Here is an 18,654-nt window from a genome sequence, read left to right on the forward strand (position 1 = left end):
TCGCCGTTCACGGCGGCGGCGCATGGCACCGCGCCGCCGTGTGAATCGCTTCACCGGTTTTATATCCGAACCGTCCGGATGCCTTGTATCCCAACGTATCCGTGTTCGGATACGACACACGACGATTCAAAATCGTGGCGGAAACGGGTGTTTCCGGTCGGCCACGCGCCATGCGCCTACGGAAGGAGGCCCCGCCCGGCCCCACAGCCGACGTCAGGACGCCAACCCAGGCCGGCAACCGCCGCACGACAAAAACGCGGGCCGGCATCGCAACCGGCCCGCATCCTCTCGTCAATCCGCGCTTACGCGCGACGTAACGGCCGGAACCCGGCACGCACTTCGCGGGCAAACAGTTCCGGCTCCTCCCATGCCGCGAAATGCCCGCCCCTGTCGACTTCGTTGAAGTAGATCAGGTTGTGATAGCTGCGCTCGGCCCAACTGCGCGGCGCCTGGTAGATCTCGCCGGGGAACACCGTGATCGCCGCCGGCAGCGAGATGTCCACCGCGTTGAAGTTGTTCGAGTGATCCTCCCAGTAGATCTGCGCGGCGGACGTCGCCGTGTCGGTCAGCCAGTACAACGAAATGTCGTCGAGAATCTCGTCGCGCGGAATCGAACGTTCGGGCACGCCGCCGCTGTAGGTCCACTGCGAGATCTTGTCGTACATCCACGCGGCCTGCCCCGACGGCGAATCGGCAAGCGCGTAGCCGACCGTCTGCGGACGCGTGACCATCATCGCCGAGTAGCCGCAGTTGTCGCGATAGAACGTCGCGAGCTTCTCGTAGGCGGCCTTCTCCTTCGGCGCCAGCGACGCCGGCGCCGGCGCGTCGGTCTGCAGCAGCGTCGCGATGTCCGGCGGCACCGTCGCCGGCATGTTCACGTGAATCCCGGCCAGGCCCTGCACGCGCTGCCTCGCCATCCGATGCGAGATCACCGAGCCGCAGTCGCCGCCCTGCGACACGAAGCGCGTATAGCCGAGGCGCCCCATCAGCTCGCCCCAGGCCCGCGCGATGTGGTCGGAGCCCCAGCCCGTCTTCGTCGGGCGGCCCGAGAAGCCGAAGCCCGGCAGCGACGGCACGACGACGTGGAACGCATCGTCGGCACTGGCACCGTGCGCGGTCGGGTCGGTCAGCGGGCCGATCGCCTTCAGCAGCTCGAAGATCGAACCGGGCCAGCCGTGCGTCATGATCATCGGCATCGCGTTCGCATGCCGCGACCGCACGTGGATGAAGTGAATGTCGAGCCCGTCGATTTCGGTGATGAACATCGGGAAACCGTTCAGGCGCGCCTCGCCCTTGCGCCAGTCGTAGTCGGTGCCCCAGTAGCGCAGCAGCGCCTGCATGCGCGCGAGCCGCACGCCCTGCGATTCGTCGGCGACGGTCTCGCGGCCCGGCCAGCGCGTCGCGGCAATGCGGCGGCGCAGGTCGGCCAGTGCGTCGTCGGGGATCTGGGCGGTGAACGGGCGTATGCCGTCGGCGCCGGTGGCCGCATGCAGCGCGGTGGGCAGCATCGCGGATACACCGGCGGCCACGGAAGTGGCCAGCAGGTGGCGACGCATCGGGGAAAACGGTGTGGAAGACATCGTTCGGCATCTCCTTTCGTGAAGTGGAAAGTGAACATGCCGCGCGCCCGAGCGCGCCTTCGCTTTCATTCGGGCGTGCGCCGGTCACGCGGCGTTGCCCATTTGAAAGGTCTGATGTATCGGGGATTTGTCTGATTTGTACGCGCTTGTAGCGGTGATCCGACCACCGCCGTCACATCATGGCGCGATCCAGCGGCCTTCGTAGCCGTCGTCGGTCACCTCGAACACCGCGCGGCGATGGCCGCTGCGGGCCAGTTCGAGCCAGTCGATGCGCGTCACCGTGACGTGGAGCAGGCAGAAGTTCCGATAACCGTCGTCGGTGGATGTGACGCTTTGGCTTGCCGTGACGTGCGCTGCTTCAGGCGACTCGATCGGCGTGCCCGGTCGCAACGGTGCGCGATACAGCAGCAGCGTATGCGGGCGGCTCGATTGCCAGACGGCACGACGTTGCGCTTCGTCGTCGCAGATCGACGCAACGCCTTCCGCGCGAATCTGCACGAGCGCGTCGAGATCGTTCGCGACGATGGCGATGCGCGGCTCGCGGCGCAATTCCGCCACCTTCTCCGAACGCGCATCGGTATGGAACGCCAGCAGACGCTCGGCGCGACTCACGTGCCGCAACACGATCGTGCGCACCTTCGGCCCGCCGTCGAGGCCGAGCGTCGCGGCCTGCAGCATCGTGAACGGCGAACGCTGCATGCCGACGCCGGACTCGAGGCAGGACCAAAGGCGGTCGTACGTTTCCGTCAGCGATTCGGAAGGGGTGTCGGTGTCGGACATGATGGCGTGGCGATCCTGCGCGATTCGATCGCGCCAGCTTAACCGTTTCGGCGGCGGGCTTGCGTTGCGAGTCCGCCGCCGCGTGGTTCAGTTGTAGCCGAGGACGACCGGCGCGGCGTCGCTCGTATCGGCGGAATCCGCACCGAAGCGGCCGAGCACGTCGGCGACGTACTGCGGCCCCGCGCTGATCTGCGACGACCTGTGCTCGACGGGACGGATATCGGCCATGCCCGGCGCTTCATCCATCCATGCGGTGTCGTTGATGACGATGTTCATGTGTGTCTCCTCACGCGGCCAGCGCCGCACCATAGGCTCGCACGAGACGCGCCACGCCTTCCCGGATCGCGTCGACGTCGGGCGCGGCGAACGAGAGCCGCAGCGAAGCGGCATCGACGTTGTCCGCGAAGAACGCCTTGCCCGGCACGAACACGACCTTGTTCGCGATCGCCTGTTGCAGCAGCACGTCCGACGACACGGCGCCGATGCGCGCCCACACGAACATCCCGCCTTCGGGGCGATGGAACGTGATCGCATCGCCGAAGCCGTCGCGCAGCGCATCGCACATCGCGTCGCACTTGCGCCGGTAGGCGGCCGTGATGCGCGGCAGATGGCGTTCGAGTGCGCCGTCGGCGAGATACTCGGCGGCGGCGGCTTGCGTCCACGGCGTACTGCACAGGTCGACCGTCTGCTTCGCGATCACGCAGCGTCGCGCGATTTCGGCCGGCGCGATCGTCCAGCCCACGCGCAGCCCCGGCGCGACGATCTTCGACAGGCTCGCGAAGTGCACGATCCAGTCGCGCGCACCGTCGACTTCATTCGCGAGGGCAAGCATCGACGGCACCGGTTCGCCCGCGAAACGCAGGTCGCCGTACGGATCGTCCTCGACGATCAGGAAACGGTATTGCACCGCGAGACGCAGCAACTTCAGGCGGCGTTCGCGCGTGAGCGTCGCGCCGGTCGGGTTCGCGAAGGTCGGGACCGTGTAGAGCAGCTTCGGCTGCGCGATCGCGCCGGATGCGAGTTGCGACGCGAGGCGGTCGACATCGAGGCCGTCGCCGTCGACCGGGATCGTCACGATGCGCGCCTGTTGCAGACGCATCGCCGACAGCGTCGCCGGATACGCCGGCTGTTCGGTCAGCACGACGTCGCCCGGGGCGACCATCACGCGCAGCAGCAGGTCGAGGCCCTGTTGCGAGCCGGTCGTGACGAGCAGTTCGGCCGGCGTGCACGTCACGCCGCGGCGCGCCATCAATGCGATCAGTTGCTGCTTCAGTTCGGCGAGGCCGTCGGTCGGGCCGTATTGCAGGCAGCGGACGGGCTGCGCATACGCGCGTTCGGCGGCGGCGTTGAGACCGTCGACGTCGAACAGGTCGCTGGCCGGGTAGCCGCCCGCGAAGGAAATCATCCCCGGTTCGGAGAGGTACTTGAACAGCTCGCGGATCGGCGAACCGGCAGGATTCTGGAATGAGGGCGTGAACGCGTACATGTCGTCGTGAGCTGGATGGCAGCGACGGCCGGGATGGCCGACAGGTGCCGCCCGCCAAGGCGCTTCCGGCGCCACGGCGGGAATTCGAGCCACGATTGTCGATAGTCATTAACGCGGCGGCAAACGATATCTATGCACTAGGTCTTGCGGTTTGGTCATTAATTGGGGGAGCGGTGCATCCATGCCGCAGGCACGAATCGAGACCGTTCGACGGCTTTCGACCAGCGCCTGCTGGCGCTTCCCGGCGGTTGCGGTCGTGGCGGTTGTCAAAGATGACTGAAAGTGTGTCGCGGCATCGGCGCCTGGGTTGATGACCGGATGGAAACGACGCCGCACCGGGCCCGCGATGCGCGCGCCATCGCGGCACCGCCCTCATCGAGCCCTCGCCAGTTGGCTCCCCGTCACCGGCAGACAATATCGACCGCGAGGATTTCGTACCCGGGATCGGCGTTCGCGTTCGCCACCTTTTTCGCTTCCTCATACGACAGAAACGACATGGCCTCCTCAATCACCGGCGCCATGCCGATGTCGCCGTCCTCGCCGGTGCAGAGGAACTGAAGCCCGGTCTTCACGACATAGATGGTCGTCATGTCTCCCTCCATGGTGTGCATGGGGCACTTCCAGTCTAGCCGCCACGCTCCCTTATGCAACTCCGGCCGGCAGTCGAATGGCTCCGCCACCAAGCGCCTCCCGCCCCCGATTACCTAGGTAATTGACACGTATGGACCTAGGTAATTGGCGTCCCTACCATGGGTTTCGACACGGACCGAAGCGCCCACACCAAGAGGACAAGACCATGACCACCCAGGACGTCGACACCCGCACCCTCCGGCGCGTGATCGCCGCAGCGTCGATCGGCAATTTCGTCGAATGGTTCGATTTCGCCGCATACGGCTTTCTCGCCACCATCCTGACGCGCGAATTCTTCCCCAGCGGCGACCCGACGATCGGTCTCCTGAAGACCTTCGCCGTCTTCGCGGTGGCCTTTGCCTTCCGCCCGCTGGGCGGCCTGATCTTCGGCGTCATCGGCGACCGGATCGGCCGCAAGCGCACGCTTGCGCTGACGATCCTGATGATGGCCGGCTCGACGACGTTGATCGGCCTGCTCCCGACCTACGCGACCATCGGCTACTGGGCACCGTTTCTGCTCACGATGATCCGCTGCGTCCAGGGGTTTTCGGCAGGCGGCGAATATGCCGGCGCATGCGCGTACGTGATGGAACATGCACCGCGCCGCCGCCGCGCATTCTTCGGCAGCTTCGTTCCCGTGTCGACCTTCTCGTCGTTCGCTTGCGCGGCGGTGGTGGCCTATCTGCTCGAGTCGTCGCTGTCGTCGCAGGCGATGATCGACTGGGGCTGGCGCGTGCCGTTCCTGATCGCGGCACCGGTCGGCCTCATCGGCGTCTACCTGCGCGTCAACCTGAATGAAACGCCCGCGTTCCAGGCGCTCGAAGGCAAGCACGACATCGCGCACGCCCCGCTGATGGAAACGCTGCATTCGCAGTCGCTGAACATCCTGAAGCTCGGTGCGTTCGTGTCCGTGACGGCGCTGTCGTTCTACACGTTCACGACCTATTTCGCGACGTATCTTCAAGTGGCCGGGCATCTGTCTCGCGGTACGTCGCTCCTCGTGACGGTGCTCGCGCTCCTCTTCGCCGCGGCCTTGTGCCCGCTCGCGGGCCTCTACTCCGACCTCGTCGGCCGCCGCGCGACGATCGCCACGACCGGGCTCTTCATCATCGTGTCGGTGTATCCGGCGTTCTCGCTGGGCGGTTCGGGCGTGTTATCGCAATCGCTCCTCGGCGTCGCGCTGCTGGCCATCGGCGCGGTGTTCTCGGGCGTGGTGACGGCGCCGCTCATGTCGGAAGTGTTCGCGACGAAAACCCGCTACACGGCATCCGCGATCACCTACAACCTCGCCTACACGATCTTCGGCGGCACCGCACCGCTCGTCGCCACGTGGCTGATCTCCGCGACCGGGACCAACCTGTCGCCCGCGTACTACCTGATCGCCGTGTCGATCTTCGCGATGATCGGCGGCCTGGCCCTGCCGGAAACGTCGAAGACGGCACTCGAGGAAGCCGGTCCGGCAACCGGGAGAGCCGCCCAGTCCGCGAAGCGCGGCGTCGAACGCGCCGTTTGAGCGCCCGCCCCCCCGCTTTGCCGGCTTGCCGTAAAAATTCAACGCATGGACGGACACCATGACCAGCCTTCACGACTCCAGCATCATCATCGACGGCCTGAACATTTCGAAATTCGAGCGATCGGTGTTCGAAGACATGCGCAAGGGCGGCGTCACGGCCGTCAACTGCACGGTCTCGGTGTGGGAAGACTTTCAGAAGACGATCGACAACATCGTGGAGATGAAGCAGCAGATCCGCGAGTACGGTGAAATCCTTACGCTGGTGCGCACGACGGACGACATCCTGCGCGCGAAGCAGGAGAACAAGACCGGCATCATCCTCGGCTTCCAGAACGCGTATGCGTTCGAGGACAACCTCGGCTATATCGAGGTGTTCAAGGAACTCGGCGTGAACGTCGTGCAGCTCTGCTACAACACGCAGAACCTCGTCGGCACAGGCTCCTACGAACCGGACGGCGGGTTGTCCGGTTACGGCCGCGAAGTGATTCAGGAAATGAACCGCGTCGGCATCATGGTGGACCTGTCGCACGTCGGCGCGAAAACCTCATCCGACGCGATCGCCTGTTCGAAGCAGCCGGTCACCTACTCGCACTGCTGCCCGTCCGGTTTGAAAGAGCATCCGCGCAACAAGACGGACGATCAACTGCGCGAGATCGCGGAAGCAAACGGCTTCGTGGGCGTCACGATGTTCATGCCGTTCCTGCGACGCGGCGCCGACGCAACCATCGACGATTATCTCGAAGCGATCGAATACGTGATCGACGTGATCGGCGAGGACAAGGTCGGTATCGGCACCGACTTCACGCAGGGCTACAGCACCGAGTTCTTCGACTGGATCACGCACGACAAGGGCCGCTATCGCCGCCTGACGGATTTCGGCAAGGTCGTCAATCCGGAAGGCATCCGAACGATCGGCGAATTCCCGAACCTCACGGCCGCGATGCAACGCGCCGGCTGGAGCGACGCGCGCATCAGGAAGGTGATGGGCGAGAACTGGCTGCGGGTGTTCGGCGAAGTGTGGAACGGTTGAATCGCACCACACATCCACACCACGCACCCGCCATGCAGCCACAATTGCCCATCGACGTCGATCCGGACACCGGCGTCTGGACCACCGACGCGCTGCCGATGCTGTACGTGCCGCGCCACTTCTTCACGAACAATCACGTCGCCGTCGAAGCAGCGCTCGGCCGCGAAGCGTATGCGTCGATCCTCTACACGGCCGGCTACAAGTCCGCCCATCACTGGTGCGACCAGGAGGCGAAGCAGCACGGCCTCGGCGGCATGGCCGTGTTCGAGCATTATCTGAAGCGGCTGTCGCAGCGCGGCTGGGGCGTGTTCACCATCGCCGAAGCCGATCCGGCGACGTCGCATGCGCGCATCCATCTGCATCACTCGTCCTTCGTGCTGGCCCAGCCCGACAGGCACGGCAAGCTGTGCTACATGTTCGCGGGCTGGTTCGCCGGCGCGATGGACTGGGTCAACGACACCGCGCCCGACGCGGCGAGCAAGGGCCCGCGTGCGCATTCGGCCGAAGTCCGGTGTGCGGGCGAAGGGCACGATTGCTGCGTCTTCCACGTCGGATGAGTGCGTTGCAGGCGCTACGGCTACAATCGGACAGGAGCGAACCTGCCCGATAGCCTGGGTCCGAACACGGTTCGGCCCCGCCGACCCGATGCCGAACATGACCGACACGATGCCCAGCCTCGACTACGAAGACCTCTTCAGGCATCTGCCCGTCGCGGCGATCGTGGCGAAAGAGCGCATCATGGTCGACTGCAACGAGAAGGCGCTGCAACTGTTCAGGGCGACCCGCGACGACATCATCGACCAGTCGTTCGCGAAGCTGTATCCGCAGCAGAAGGACTTCGCGACGACCGGCCGCCGCCTCGCGCCGCTGCTCGCGAAACATGCGGGGTTCAGCGACGACCGCATCATGCGCCGCGTCGACGGCAGCCATTTCTGGGTCACCGTGTGCGGCTTCGGCTACAACCCGAAGCGGCCCTTCGAGCTGGCTATCTGGACCTTCACCGACCTGTCGGGCGACGCCAAGCATCCCGACGTCGCCAGCACGTTGACCGATCGCGAGCGCGATGTCGCGGCATTCCTCGTTCACGGGCTCACCAGCAAGGAAATCGGCAAGGAGCTGAGCATCAGCCCGCGCACCGTCGACATTCATCGCGCGAGCTTGTTGCGAAAGTATGAAGTCCGTACGACGCACGATCTGATCGCGTGCCTGCTGGCGTGAGACTCGCGCGCCAGAACGACACCTCCGACATCCCCGCTCCGACAAAAAAAGCCCGGCAGAGCCGGGCCAATCAGATTGAGACACAAGGAGAATCCCGCCCACCCCACACCGGGCGGTCACGCCGCGCTACACGACGTTCTTTTCGACGATCGGCCGGTTTTCGAGCACACGCTCCCAGCCGAGCGACGACAGGTCGAGCGATTCGTATCGCCCGCCCAAAATCAGTTCGCTCACCCCACGCCCGGTCGCGGGCCCTTGCTGCAGCCCGTGCCCGCTATACCCGTTCGCGAACACGACGTTGTCGAGCTCGGGGTGATACCCGATGATCGCGTTGTGATCGAACACGTTGTACTCGTAGTACCCGGACCAGCAGTTCTCCACGCGCAACGCTTCGAACTCCGGCACGCGATTGGCGAGCGTCGGCCAGATCACCTCGTCGAACAGGTCGTGATCGACCTGGTCGAGCGGCAGATCGTCGGGATCGCGATCCGGGCTCGGCGACGTCCCGCAGATATACGTGCGCCCTTCCGGCCGGAAATACACGCCGGTCGGATCGATCAGCAGCGGGCAGTCGGTGAGCTTCGCCGGCGACGACACGTTGAAGATGCTGCGACGCCGCGCATGCACGGGAATGTCGATGCCCATCATCGACGACAGCGTGCGCGTCCACGCGCCGGCCGCGTTGACGAGCGTGTCGCATGCGTAGCGCTCGCCGTCGTGCGTCACCACGTGCGTGACCTTGCGGCCGTCGCGAACGACGCCGGTCACATCGGCCGGCACGTAGCGCGCGCCGAGCGCCTGCGCCTTCTTGCGCAGCGCCTGCACGAGCCCGTAACCGTCGAACCACCCTTCGCCGCTCACGCCATACGCACCCGACACGAGATCGTCGACGTTCAGCCAGGGAAACTTCGCGCGCAGCGCCTCGCGATCCATCAAGCGGATATCGGCACCGAGCTTCGTCTGCAGCGCATGGTTCTCGCGCAGCGTCGCATCGCCTGCCGGCGTCGCCAGAAACAGGTAGCCGCCTTCATGCAGATCGATCGACGGGCGCGTGCCGTCGACTTCGAGCCGTTCGCCGATCGTGCGCAGGAAGTCGATTCCGAACAGCGACATCTCGATCGACAGCGGCGTCGAAAATTGCTGGCGAATCGACGCGGCCGACAGTGCCGACGACGACTTCGCATAAGTGGGATCGCGTTCGATGACGGTCACGGACACCGTCGGATCGGTAGCACGCAGGAAATAGGCGATCGAGCTGCCGATCACACCACCGCCGACGATGACGACTTGAGAACTCACGACTGACTCCAGTTGCACGTGAAAGGCACGGCCAGCCGGCCGCACCCGAAGGTTGTTCGTGCCGCGTCGCGCGCGGCGCCGTGCGTGCGGACCGCCCGGCGAATCGCCCCGACATGCGCCGCGATCGCATCCGAGATCGCTTTGGGTATTTCAGCACGTCCGGCGTCGCCGCGAAAGCCCGCGCGCGGTCGGTATTCAGTCCGCCGTTTGCGTGGTGACGGGCTGCCACGCGGCGTTCTTCACTTCATACAGCGTCGAACTCGGGTTCTTCAGGTCGCCCGTGTTCGTGAACGCGATCGTCCCGGTGATGCCGTCGTAGCGCGTGCCCTTCAGCGCGCCGTTGAAATCGCTCGGCTTCGTCGAGTTCGCCTTCTGCATCGCGTTGATCGCGATCCACGTTGCGTCGTACGCGAACGGCGCATACGCGAGCATGTCGACGCCGTACTTCTGCTTGAATCTGGTCTCGAACTGCTTGCCCTTCGCGAGACGCGACAGCGGCTGCCCGTATTCCCACACGGCCGCGCCTTCGGCCGCATTGCCCGCGAGCCTGATGAAGTTCGCGTTCATCACGCCGCCGCCGGCCAGGAACTGCGCGCGGATGCCGAGCTGGCGCATGCGCTTGACCAGCATCGCGGACTGCGCGTCGAGGCCGCCGAAGAACACCAGGTCGGCATTCGTGCTCTTGATCTTCGTGAGCTGCGCGCTGAAGTCGACCGCCTTGTCGTTCGTGAATTCGCGCGCGACGATCGTGCCGCCGCTGGCCTTCGCGGCCTTCTCGAATTCGTCGGCTTCGCCCTGGCCGAACGCGGTGCGATCGTCGATGATCGCGATGCGCTTCGCCTTGGTCACGCTCGCCGCATACGCACCGGCATTGCCGGCGTTCTGCGCGTCGGTCGCGATCACGCGATACACGGTGCCGAGGCCGGCGCGCGTGATGTCGGGATTGGTCGCCGACGGCGTGATCATCGGAATGCCGGCCTTCGCGTAGATCTTCGACGCGGGCAGCGTCGTGCCGGAATTGAAGTGGCCGATCACGACGGCCACCTGCGCGTCGGTCAACTGCTGCGCGGCCTGCACGCCGATGCGCGGATCGCTCTGGTCGTCCTGCGACGCGACGACGAATTTCACCGGCTTGCCGCCGATCGTCGTATGCGCGGCGTTCGCCTCGTCGACGGCCATGCGCACGCCGTTCTCGATGTCCTTGCCATACGCGGCGCCACCGCCGGTCAGCGGCACGGCCACGCCGACCTTGACGACCGTCTCCTGCGCGTGGGCCGCGCCCGTCTGGAACGCGAAGATCGCGGCGGTCAGTGCCATGCCGGAAAGCGAGCGAATGCGGAACGTCATCGGCCAATCCTTCTTCTGTGGGTCGGGATGCGACGCGCGACCATCGCGCGCCGGCGACCTCCCGCGTGCCGGTGAATTTTTTCCGTCGCCGGCGCGTCGCCAGTGGCGTGTCGCTTGCCGGTCGATCACCGCGGTTCCGTCTCCGGGGAACCTGTCAGCGCGAAAGAGGTGAACCGATTGTGGGTAGCCAATACGCGTGCAGCAAACGAAATATCGGAACTATGTTGTGCGGAATTGTCATCAAGTGGCGGCGCAGTCGACGGTACGCGGTACGCGCGACGGCGGGCCGGGAAGGAGAAACATCAGGCCGGATGCGCGCACGTGCCGTCGTACCCGGGCCGCACCGGGTAATGCCGATGGAGCATCATCGCCGTGTCGGGCAACTGCGACTCCCTGACCGGTTCCGACGATCGAAGCGCCCATGCAACGCAAACGGGCCGGCGGCTGTCACCAGCCGCCGGCCCGTTTGTCTTCGTGCGTCGCGCTTACTTCGCCGCGTTCGCCGTCATCTTGAAGATGCCCTGCGCGTTGCCCGCATCGAAACGCAGGTCCGTCACCCAGCGGCGCGCCGCCTGGTCGAACGTGCGACGGCGCGTGATGAATTCATAGAACGAGCCCGGCACGTTGCGCTTCACCGTGCCGCCGTCACGCGTGCGGAACTCGCGCTCGACGATGTCCGCGCGATACGCGGTCTGGAACACGCGGCCCGAACGCGAGCGCTCGACGTCCGGCTTCATCGGCCGGCCCTTCGCCTTCTCGTCGTCGGACAGCTTGAACACGTCGGTCACGCGATCGGTCGCATGGTTGAACGCGTTGCCTTCGGTGGCGATCCACGCCATCTCGGCCGATTCGAGCAGCAGCGTCTCGTAGTCGAGTTCGTTCGGCAGGTCGTGCTGGCGCGCGAACGCACCGACGATCTCGGGCAGCAGCGCATGCGCGGCGTCGAGCGACAGCCAGCCTTCGCGCTCGATCTCCCACAGGAGCGCGACGGCCGCCGGCGACAGCGGATCGCGCGACGAGCGCACGACGTTCGTCACCGCCTGCTGGAACTCCTTCGAGAAACGCTCCGGATGCAGTTCGCTGACGAAGAACTGCGCGATCTCGTCCGGCGCATCCTCGTGTGCATACGCGCGGCCGGTCATGCCGAGCTTGTCGAGCGGATAGCGGCCGTTCAGGCGGAAGCCGAGCGGACGCAGGATCCGCGTGAACGCAGCTTCGCCCGGCGGCAGCGCGCCCGTGTGCGGCCAGCGCACCGTGCGCAGCGCACCGTGGTCGAAATAGACCGAGCCGCCGTTCTCGATGGCATCGGCCGTGTACGCGCGGCCGTTCGCCGAACGTTCGAGCAGCCCTTCGAACAGCGCCATGTTCATCGCCTGCGCGATTTCCGCGCGCGTGACGACGTCGGTTTCCCATTCTTCGAGGATGGCCGGCATGTTCAGGGTCGCGAACAGGGCGTCGGTCTTCGCCTGTCCCAGCAGCTTCGTCAGCAGGCTCTCGATATTCGGATTGCGCATCAGGATTCTCGTGTTCGGGGGACCGCCGGCAAACGTGCCGGCAACTCGGATGGCCGGCCGCCCAGCGGGCGCCTGGCCTTGCGTGGGATGCATTATTCAAAGGGTTGCAGCGGGGCGTAAAGCGAGATTAAATTGACACGTGATGAGTTTTTGGAATTATTCGCGGCCCCCACACTCGTCCGCCGGCCCGCCGCGGGCGGGTCCGTTCGTCAGACAAAACGAGCATCATGCGCAAATTCAAGATCCCCAACATGGGTGCGCTCGTGGCTTTCGAAGCCGCGGCGCGCCACGAGAGCTTCACGCACGCGGCGAAGGAGCTGTTCCTGACCGAAAGCGCGGTATCGCGGCAGATCGCGACGCTCGAGGCGAGCCTCGGCGTGCGGCTGTTCGCGCGCGTGAAGCAGCGTGTCGTGCTGACGCGCGCCGGCAAGCTGTACGGCACGCAGGTGCGGCGCGCGCTGGAGGCGCTCGACCGCGACACGCTGTCGATCATCGCGCACGGCAGCGGCGGCGGCTACCTGGAGCTCGCGGTGCTGCCGACCTTCGCGTCGCACTGGCTGATCCCGCGCATCAAGAGCTTCTACGACCGCACGCCGGACGTGCGCGTGAACATGGGCAGCCGCACCGACCTGTTCTCGTTCGAGGACACGCACTTCGAGGCCGCGATCCACTACGGCAAGCCGACCTGGCCCGGCACGTCGTCCGACTACCTGTTCGGCGAGGAAGTCGTGCCGATCTGCTCGCCCGCGCTGCTCGACGGGCCGGTGGAACGCGTGGAGGATCTGCTCGCGTATCCGCTGCTGCACTCGACGACGCGTCCCGGTGCCTGGGCGCAGTGGTTCGAGACGCACGGCGTCGAGGACATCCGCACGATGCAGGGCGTGCGCTACGAGCTGCACACGATGCTGATCAGCGCGGCCGCGGCCGGGCTCGGGATCGCGCTGGTGCCGAAGTTCTTCGTCGAGGAACAGTTGCAGCAGCTCGGGCTGATCGTGCCGTGCGACGCGGCGACGGTCGGCGATTCGGCGTACTACCTCGTGTACCCGACGGAGTTCAGCCACAGCAAGCCGCTGGAGTCGTTTCGTGCGTGGTTGCTGGAGCAGGCGAGCGCGTATGCGGCGCCGGGGCGGGCCAACGATGGCGATGACGTGGATGCGGAAGATGACGAAGACGTCGAGTGAACGCGGCGGTTCGCGGTAGGTCCGGTGCGCGCCGGGCGGGCAACCCCGACCCGGCGCTCCGGGCAGCCGACCTCGCTTCGGCAGCGCGGCGGACCTTCTCGCTTTTGTTCACTGCGTGTGTTTTCTCTCAGGTTCCGGGGTATTTTTTTCTTCGCCGCACGCGCTCATTATCCGCCCAATTCGGCCGAAGTGAAACGTTTGCGCATGCACTGACCGGCTTATACCCGGCATTCGGACACAGTCCTTCAAATCGCTTACGCATTGTGCGATGGCGTTCGGCAAATCTTGCAATCGGCACGGCGTTCCTTTTTAATGGAACTGGTTCCATTCCGCGTTTCGGCCACGCCGTCGCGTGACGCCTCGTCGTCCGCGCGTCATGATGCCGATTCAGGATCGAGGATCATTCAGCTCAGGATTCCGCATCGCCCGTCCTTCCCGGACACCCCGTCAAACGAGACCGTCATGCCCGATTCCGCTTCCCTGCAGCAGCTGTTTCCCGCCTATCAGGACATCCCCGCCGAGTTCCGCCTCGCAGCACCGATCCACCAGCGCGTGTCGCTGGTCGACGGCGAGCTGCGCCCGTGGGACGGCGCGACCAAGACCGTGCTGTCGCCCGTGTGCGTGCGCCAGCCGGACGGCAGCGTCGCGCAGATGGAGATCGGCAGCTATCCGGTGATGGGCGAGACGGAAAGCGATGCGGCGCTCGACGCCGCGGTGCGCGCGTACGACTCGGGCCGCGGCGAGTGGCCGACGATGAAGGTCGAGCAGCGCATCGCGTGCATGCAGGACTTCATCAAGCGGATGGTCGCGCAGCGCGAGCGGGTCGTGAACCTGATCATGTGGGAGATCGGCAAGAGCCTCGCCGATTCGCAGAAGGAGTTCGACCGCACCGTCACGTACATGACGCAGACGATCGACGCGCTGAAGGAGCTCGACAACGCGAACTCGCGCTTCGTGATCGCGGAAGGCACGATCGGCCAGATCCGCCGCACGCCGCTCGGCGTCGTGCTGTGCATGGGTCCGTACAACTATCCGCTGAACGAAACCTTCGCGACGCTGATCCCCGCGCTGCTGATGGGCAACACCGTGGTGTTCAAGCCGCCGCAGTACGGCACGCTGCTGTTCGAGCCGCTGCTCGAGGCGTTCCGCGACGCGTTCCCGCAAGGCGTGATCAACACGATCTACGCGCCGGGCGCGGTGGTCGTGCCGCACATGCTCGCGTCGGGCAAGATCAACGTGCTGGCGCTGATCGGCTCGAGCAAGGTCGCCGATCACCTGAAGAAGCAGCATCCGAAGTCGCACCGGCTGCGCGCGATCCTCGGCCTCGATGCGAAGAACGCGGCGATCGTGCTGCCCGACGCCGATCTCGACCTCACCGTGAAGGAGTGCCTGCTCGGCGCGCTGTCGTTCAACGGCCAGCGCTGTACCGCGCTGAAGATGCTGCTCGTGCATCGCTCGATCGTCGACGAATTCCTGAAGCGCTTCACCGCCGCGCTCGAACAGCTGAAGATCGGCATGCCGTGGGAGAAAGGCGTCAGCATCACGCCGCTGCCGGGCATGCATCGCACCGCGTACATGACCGACGCGATCGACGACGCGAAGGCCAGGGGCGCGCAGGTCGTCAACCACGCGGGCGGCGAGTTCAGCAAGACGCTGTTCTACCCGGCCGTCGTGTATCCGGTGTCCGAAGGGATGAAGCTGTATCGCGAGGAACAGTTCGGGCCGATCATTCCGGTCGCGCCGTTCGACGACGTGGAAACCGCGCTCGACTACGTGACGACGTCGGAGCACGGCCAGCAGGTCAGCATCTTCGGTTCCGATCCGGCGCAGATCGGCGCGCTCGTCGATCCGCTCGTGAACCAGGTGTGCCGCGTGAACATCAACTGCCAGTGCCAGCGCGGGCCGGACGTGTTCCCGTTCGCCGGGCGCAAGGATTCGGCGGAAGGCACGCTGTCGGTGACCGATGCGCTGCGCGCGTTCTCGATCCGCTCGATGGTCGCGGCGAAGCAGACCGACGGCAGCAAGCAGCTGCTCGATTCGATCGTGTCGGATCACCACTCGAAGTTCATCAACACGGGCTTCATTTTCTGAAGCATCGAAGCGGGGGCGCGGGCGTCGCGGCGCCCGCTCCGCTGCCGTAGCCGCGTCGTTGGTCGCCGGCGTGCCCGATTACACGTTCGACGCCAGCAACCGGATTCCCGCCACGCCGAACACCACCGCGAGACACGCTTCCATCGCGCGCCGGCCGCGCACGTACAGCCGGCGTGCGCCGTCCGTCGAGAACACCAGCGCATAGCCGCCGAACACCAGGCATCCGATCGCGATGCAGCCCGGCACGACGGCACCGTGCGACGCGCCCGCGCCGTTCGACGACAGCGCGACGATCGACACCCACACCAGGATGGCTTTCGGATTCGTCAGGTGCAGCAGCGCGCCGCGCGCGTAGAAGCGCGACAGCGTCCGGTCGGGCGTCGCCTTCAGCGTGGCGGCCGCCTTGGCCGACCACGCGGTGCGGCCCGACTTGAACGCGAGCCACAGCAGGTACACGCCGCCGAACAGCTTGATCGCGACCAGCAGCTTCGACCACGCGAGCAGCGCGGCCGATACGCCCAGCGCTGCCACCGTCGCCCAGCACATCGAGCCCGAGACGACGCCGAGCGCGAACGCGAGCGCCGCCTTGCGGCCATGGTTCGCGGCGACCGACATGATCGCGAGGTTGCTCGGGCCGGGGCTGGCCGTACCGACGAAATAGGCCGTGTAGGCCAGCAGCAGGTTGGCCGAGAAGAAGGCGTGGACGCTCATGTCGAACCTCGCGGGAATGATGCGGAGATTGTTCGCAAACACGGCGCCGCTGCCCATGGACAGTTGTCCGGTTATTCGCTGGGCCAGTTGGGTGGCACGCGTGACGCAGGTTGCGCATGCCGCCGGCGCGCCGCGACAAAAACGTCTCGGATATGAAACATCCGGCGCATGCGGCGCGCGCTTCCAGCATGCGGCGGGCATCGTCGCGGCGCGCCGCACGCAAGCGGTCCAAGGCCGTGGGGACGCCGCCGACGCACGAGCGCCGCGGCATGCCGGCGATGCGTCGACCGAAACACGCAGCCGGTTTCAACCCGGCGTTACGTTACATCGCTGAAGCATTTCGTCCGTCCGGACCCGGTCGCGCAGCCGACCGCGATCGCGCGCGGCGTATGGACACCCCCCTCGATTTTTCTTGCGAGCCAGTCCCGGCGGGACGCGATGGGCGCTGCCGCGACCCGCGTCAACATTGCTCAACAATCGGATCGCGGGGCTGGTATGGAACCTGCATTCGCATTGCAGTGACAGCCGCGCCGCCGATCGGCGCGGACATGAACCCGGATCAGGACCATCCCCGGATACGCCCGAACGATCCACGCAAGCTACGAGGCACTTCATGGATGCGCTGCCCAACTCGTCCGATACGTCGTTCCAGATCTTCCTCGCGAAACTGCTCGAACAACCGCAACCCGAATGGACGGAAAAGCAACAGATGGAACTCGAGATGGCACGCACGCTGTCGACCCAGATGGTCAGCTACGCGGAAGGCATGCGCGGCGGCAACGCGGATCTCGCGCGCTGCCTCGTGCTGCTGCGCTACGCGAAGGTCCTCGACTTCATGCTGACGTCGCTCGCCGCGCATCGCGACATTCATCCGCAGACGCTGCGCACGCTGTTCCGGCTCGCGAACCTGAAGGTCGACGACGCGTATCCGGTGTAAGCGGGCATCGGGCAGCCCGACGCGCCGCCTTCGCGGCGTTCGCGGCTAGCGCGCCGCCCGCCCCGCCAGCCACTTCCGGTAGCGCCGCGTCTGGCACTGCGCGGCCACCTGCTGCGACACCAGCGCGCGCAGCGGCGACACGTCCGGATGCGTGCGCCGGCCGGCGCTCAACCGCGCGAGCTGGAATTTCACGACAGCCATGTTCGCCAGCGCGCCCAGCGCCTTGTTCTTCCACCGGATCGGCTGCAGCGCCGGCGCGCTGTCCTTGCCGGCCTGCCAGTCGCGCGGCAGGTTCGGCTCGATCGACAGCGCGGTCGCGATGCCGACCATCGCCACGCCGCTGGCGACCACCTGCTCGGCCACCGCGCGGCGCCGGATCCCGCCCGTGACCATCAGCGGCATGGCCGCGACGGCCGTGATGTCCCGTGCGAACTCGAGGAAATACGCTTCGCGGGCCAGCGTGTGGCCGTCGCGCGCCTCGCCCTGCATCGCCGGCACTTCATAGCTGCCGCCCGACAGTTCGACGAGATCGACGCCCAGCGGATTCAGCAATTCGACGACGCGCTTCGCATCGTCCGCGCTGAAGCCGCCGCGCTGGAAATCGGCCGAATTCAGCTTGACCGACACGACGAACGCGGGCGACACGGTCGCGCGCACGGCGCGCACGATGTCGAGCAGCAGCCGCGCGCGGTGCTCGATGCTGCCGCCCCACGCGTCCTGCCGGCGGTTCGTCAGCGGCGACAGGAACTGGCTCAGCAGGTAACCGTGCGCCGCGTGGATCTGCACGCCGGTGAATCCGCTTTGCTCGGCGAGCTGCGCGGCGCGCACGAAGCGCTGCCGCACGTCGACGATGTCGGCTTCCGTCATCTCCTTCGGCACCGGAAACTGCTTCGACAGCGCGCCGAGCGCGAGCGGCACGGCCGACGGCGCGAGCGTCGTCTGGCCGAGCGCTGCCTGCATCTGGCGCCCCGGATGGTTGATCTGCATCCACACGTGCGCGCCGCCGGAGCGCGCGACCTGCGCCCACCGCCGGAAGCGGCCGAGATGCGCGTCGCTGTCGAGCACGACGCCGTTCGGCCCCGTCATCGCGCGGCCGTCCACCATCACGTTGCCTGTCAGGATCAGGCCGGCCCGGCCGTCGGCCCACGCCTGGTACAGGCGCAGCAACGCGTCGGACGGCGCGTGGTCCGCATCGGCCATGTTCTCTTCCATCGCGGCCTTGGCGAGCCGGTTCGGGATCACCGCGCCATTGGGCAGTGTGAGGGGCGCAAACAGGTTCATGGTGGACATCCTCGATTGACGATGCCCAACCATAACTTTAAAGTCAGCTTCAAGGT

Annotated in this window: 18 protein-coding genes; 8 read left to right on the forward strand and 10 right to left on the reverse strand. The window is 66.2% G+C overall.

The annotated features are described in order from the left end of the window. Window positions 1-302: 302 nt before the first annotated feature. The 5 genes from U5771_RS12895 to U5771_RS12915 all read right to left on the reverse strand — a co-directional run bounded on the left by U5771_RS12895 (window position 303) and on the right by U5771_RS12915 (window position 4,436). Window positions 303-1,580: an epoxide hydrolase gene (locus tag U5771_RS12895; RefSeq protein ID WP_322024330.1), complete on the reverse strand. Its 1,278-nt coding sequence runs from the start codon at window positions 1,578-1,580 to the stop codon at window positions 303-305. 177 nt (window positions 1,581-1,757) lie between these two features. Beyond that, the gene (locus U5771_RS12900) at window positions 1,758-2,360 is read right to left on the reverse strand and encodes a pyridoxamine 5'-phosphate oxidase family protein (protein WP_322024331.1); all 603 of its coding nucleotides are present in this window, start codon (window positions 2,358-2,360) and stop codon (window positions 1,758-1,760) included. 87 nt (window positions 2,361-2,447) lie between these two features. Next, window positions 2,448-2,636 carry a hypothetical protein gene (locus U5771_RS12905; RefSeq protein WP_322024332.1) on the reverse strand — a complete coding sequence of 63 codons (189 nt, stop codon included), beginning with the start codon at window positions 2,634-2,636 and terminating at the stop codon, window positions 2,448-2,450. A gap of 10 nt (window positions 2,637-2,646) precedes the next feature. Then, window positions 2,647-3,846, reverse strand: a complete 1,200-nt coding sequence (locus tag U5771_RS12910) for a PLP-dependent aminotransferase family protein (protein WP_322024333.1) — start codon at window positions 3,844-3,846, stop codon at window positions 2,647-2,649. Between the two features lie 401 nt (window positions 3,847-4,247). Beyond that, window positions 4,248-4,436: a hypothetical protein gene (locus U5771_RS12915; protein ID WP_322024334.1), complete on the reverse strand. Its 189-nt coding sequence runs from the start codon at window positions 4,434-4,436 to the stop codon at window positions 4,248-4,250. A gap of 206 nt (window positions 4,437-4,642) precedes the next feature. Here U5771_RS12915 and U5771_RS12920 point away from each other — a divergent pair, with 206 nt between their 5' ends. From U5771_RS12920 to U5771_RS12935, 4 genes are all read left to right on the forward strand, one after another. Next, a complete protein-coding gene (locus tag U5771_RS12920; protein ID WP_322024335.1) occupies window positions 4,643-5,989 on the forward strand; it encodes an MFS transporter in 1,347 nt (448 codons plus the stop codon). A gap of 58 nt (window positions 5,990-6,047) precedes the next feature. After that, window positions 6,048-7,019, forward strand: coding sequence for a dipeptidase (locus U5771_RS12925; RefSeq protein ID WP_322024336.1), 972 nt, complete (start codon window positions 6,048-6,050; stop codon window positions 7,017-7,019). A 32-nt stretch (window positions 7,020-7,051) separates the two neighbouring features. Further along, window positions 7,052-7,576 carry a DUF5943 domain-containing protein gene (locus U5771_RS12930; protein WP_322024337.1) on the forward strand — a complete coding sequence of 175 codons (525 nt, stop codon included), beginning with the start codon at window positions 7,052-7,054 and terminating at the stop codon, window positions 7,574-7,576. 88 nt (window positions 7,577-7,664) lie between these two features. Further along, window positions 7,665-8,237: a PAS and helix-turn-helix domain-containing protein gene (locus U5771_RS12935; protein ID WP_322024338.1), complete on the forward strand. Its 573-nt coding sequence runs from the start codon at window positions 7,665-7,667 to the stop codon at window positions 8,235-8,237. Window positions 8,238-8,363: 126 nt separating this feature from the next. Here the strand turns inward: U5771_RS12935 and U5771_RS12940 are convergent, their stop codons facing one another. The 3 genes from U5771_RS12940 to U5771_RS12950 all read right to left on the reverse strand — a co-directional run bounded on the left by U5771_RS12940 (window position 8,364) and on the right by U5771_RS12950 (window position 12,397). Next, window positions 8,364-9,536, reverse strand: coding sequence for an FAD-binding oxidoreductase (locus U5771_RS12940; protein WP_322024339.1), 1,173 nt, complete (start codon window positions 9,534-9,536; stop codon window positions 8,364-8,366). Between the two features lie 195 nt (window positions 9,537-9,731). Next, a complete protein-coding gene (locus tag U5771_RS12945) occupies window positions 9,732-10,883 on the reverse strand; it encodes a branched-chain amino acid ABC transporter substrate-binding protein (protein ID WP_322024340.1) in 1,152 nt (383 codons plus the stop codon). Window positions 10,884-11,368: 485 nt separating this feature from the next. Further along, window positions 11,369-12,397, reverse strand: a complete 1,029-nt coding sequence (locus tag U5771_RS12950) for a DUF1338 domain-containing protein (RefSeq protein ID WP_322024341.1) — start codon at window positions 12,395-12,397, stop codon at window positions 11,369-11,371. A gap of 227 nt (window positions 12,398-12,624) precedes the next feature. Between U5771_RS12950 and U5771_RS12955 the strand changes: the two genes are divergently transcribed. Both U5771_RS12955 and U5771_RS12960 read left to right on the forward strand, forming a co-directional pair. Next, complete coding sequence (locus tag U5771_RS12955; protein ID WP_322024342.1) at window positions 12,625-13,578, forward strand: LysR family transcriptional regulator; 954 nt, start codon at window positions 12,625-12,627, stop codon at window positions 13,576-13,578. Between the two features lie 462 nt (window positions 13,579-14,040). Beyond that, complete coding sequence (locus U5771_RS12960; RefSeq protein WP_322024343.1) at window positions 14,041-15,669, forward strand: NADP-dependent glyceraldehyde-3-phosphate dehydrogenase; 1,629 nt, start codon at window positions 14,041-14,043, stop codon at window positions 15,667-15,669. 78 nt (window positions 15,670-15,747) lie between these two features. Here the strand turns inward: U5771_RS12960 and U5771_RS12965 are convergent, their stop codons facing one another. Next, window positions 15,748-16,380 carry a LysE family translocator gene (locus U5771_RS12965; RefSeq protein ID WP_322024344.1) on the reverse strand — a complete coding sequence of 211 codons (633 nt, stop codon included), beginning with the start codon at window positions 16,378-16,380 and terminating at the stop codon, window positions 15,748-15,750. Here U5771_RS12965 and U5771_RS12970 point away from each other — a divergent pair. Both U5771_RS12970 and U5771_RS12975 read left to right on the forward strand, forming a co-directional pair. Further along, window positions 16,379-16,714 (forward strand): hypothetical protein, encoded by a 336-nt coding sequence (locus U5771_RS12970; RefSeq protein WP_322024345.1) that lies wholly within the window; start codon window positions 16,379-16,381, stop codon window positions 16,712-16,714. The two genes, U5771_RS12965 and U5771_RS12970, sit on opposite strands and share 2 nt — an antisense overlap. Window positions 16,715-16,993: 279 nt before the next feature. Then, window positions 16,994-17,317 carry a hypothetical protein gene (locus U5771_RS12975; RefSeq protein ID WP_059681079.1) on the forward strand — a complete coding sequence of 108 codons (324 nt, stop codon included), beginning with the start codon at window positions 16,994-16,996 and terminating at the stop codon, window positions 17,315-17,317. Window positions 17,318-17,362: 45 nt separating this feature from the next. Here the strand turns inward: U5771_RS12975 and U5771_RS12980 are convergent, their stop codons facing one another. After that, window positions 17,363-18,598 (reverse strand): NADH:flavin oxidoreductase/NADH oxidase family protein, encoded by a 1,236-nt coding sequence (locus U5771_RS12980; protein WP_322024346.1) that lies wholly within the window; start codon window positions 18,596-18,598, stop codon window positions 17,363-17,365. Window positions 18,599-18,654: the final 56 nt, after the last annotated feature.

It is taken from the genome of Burkholderia sp. BCC1977 (assembly GCF_905339595.1).
GTDB lineage: Bacteria > Pseudomonadota > Gammaproteobacteria > Burkholderiales > Burkholderiaceae > Burkholderia.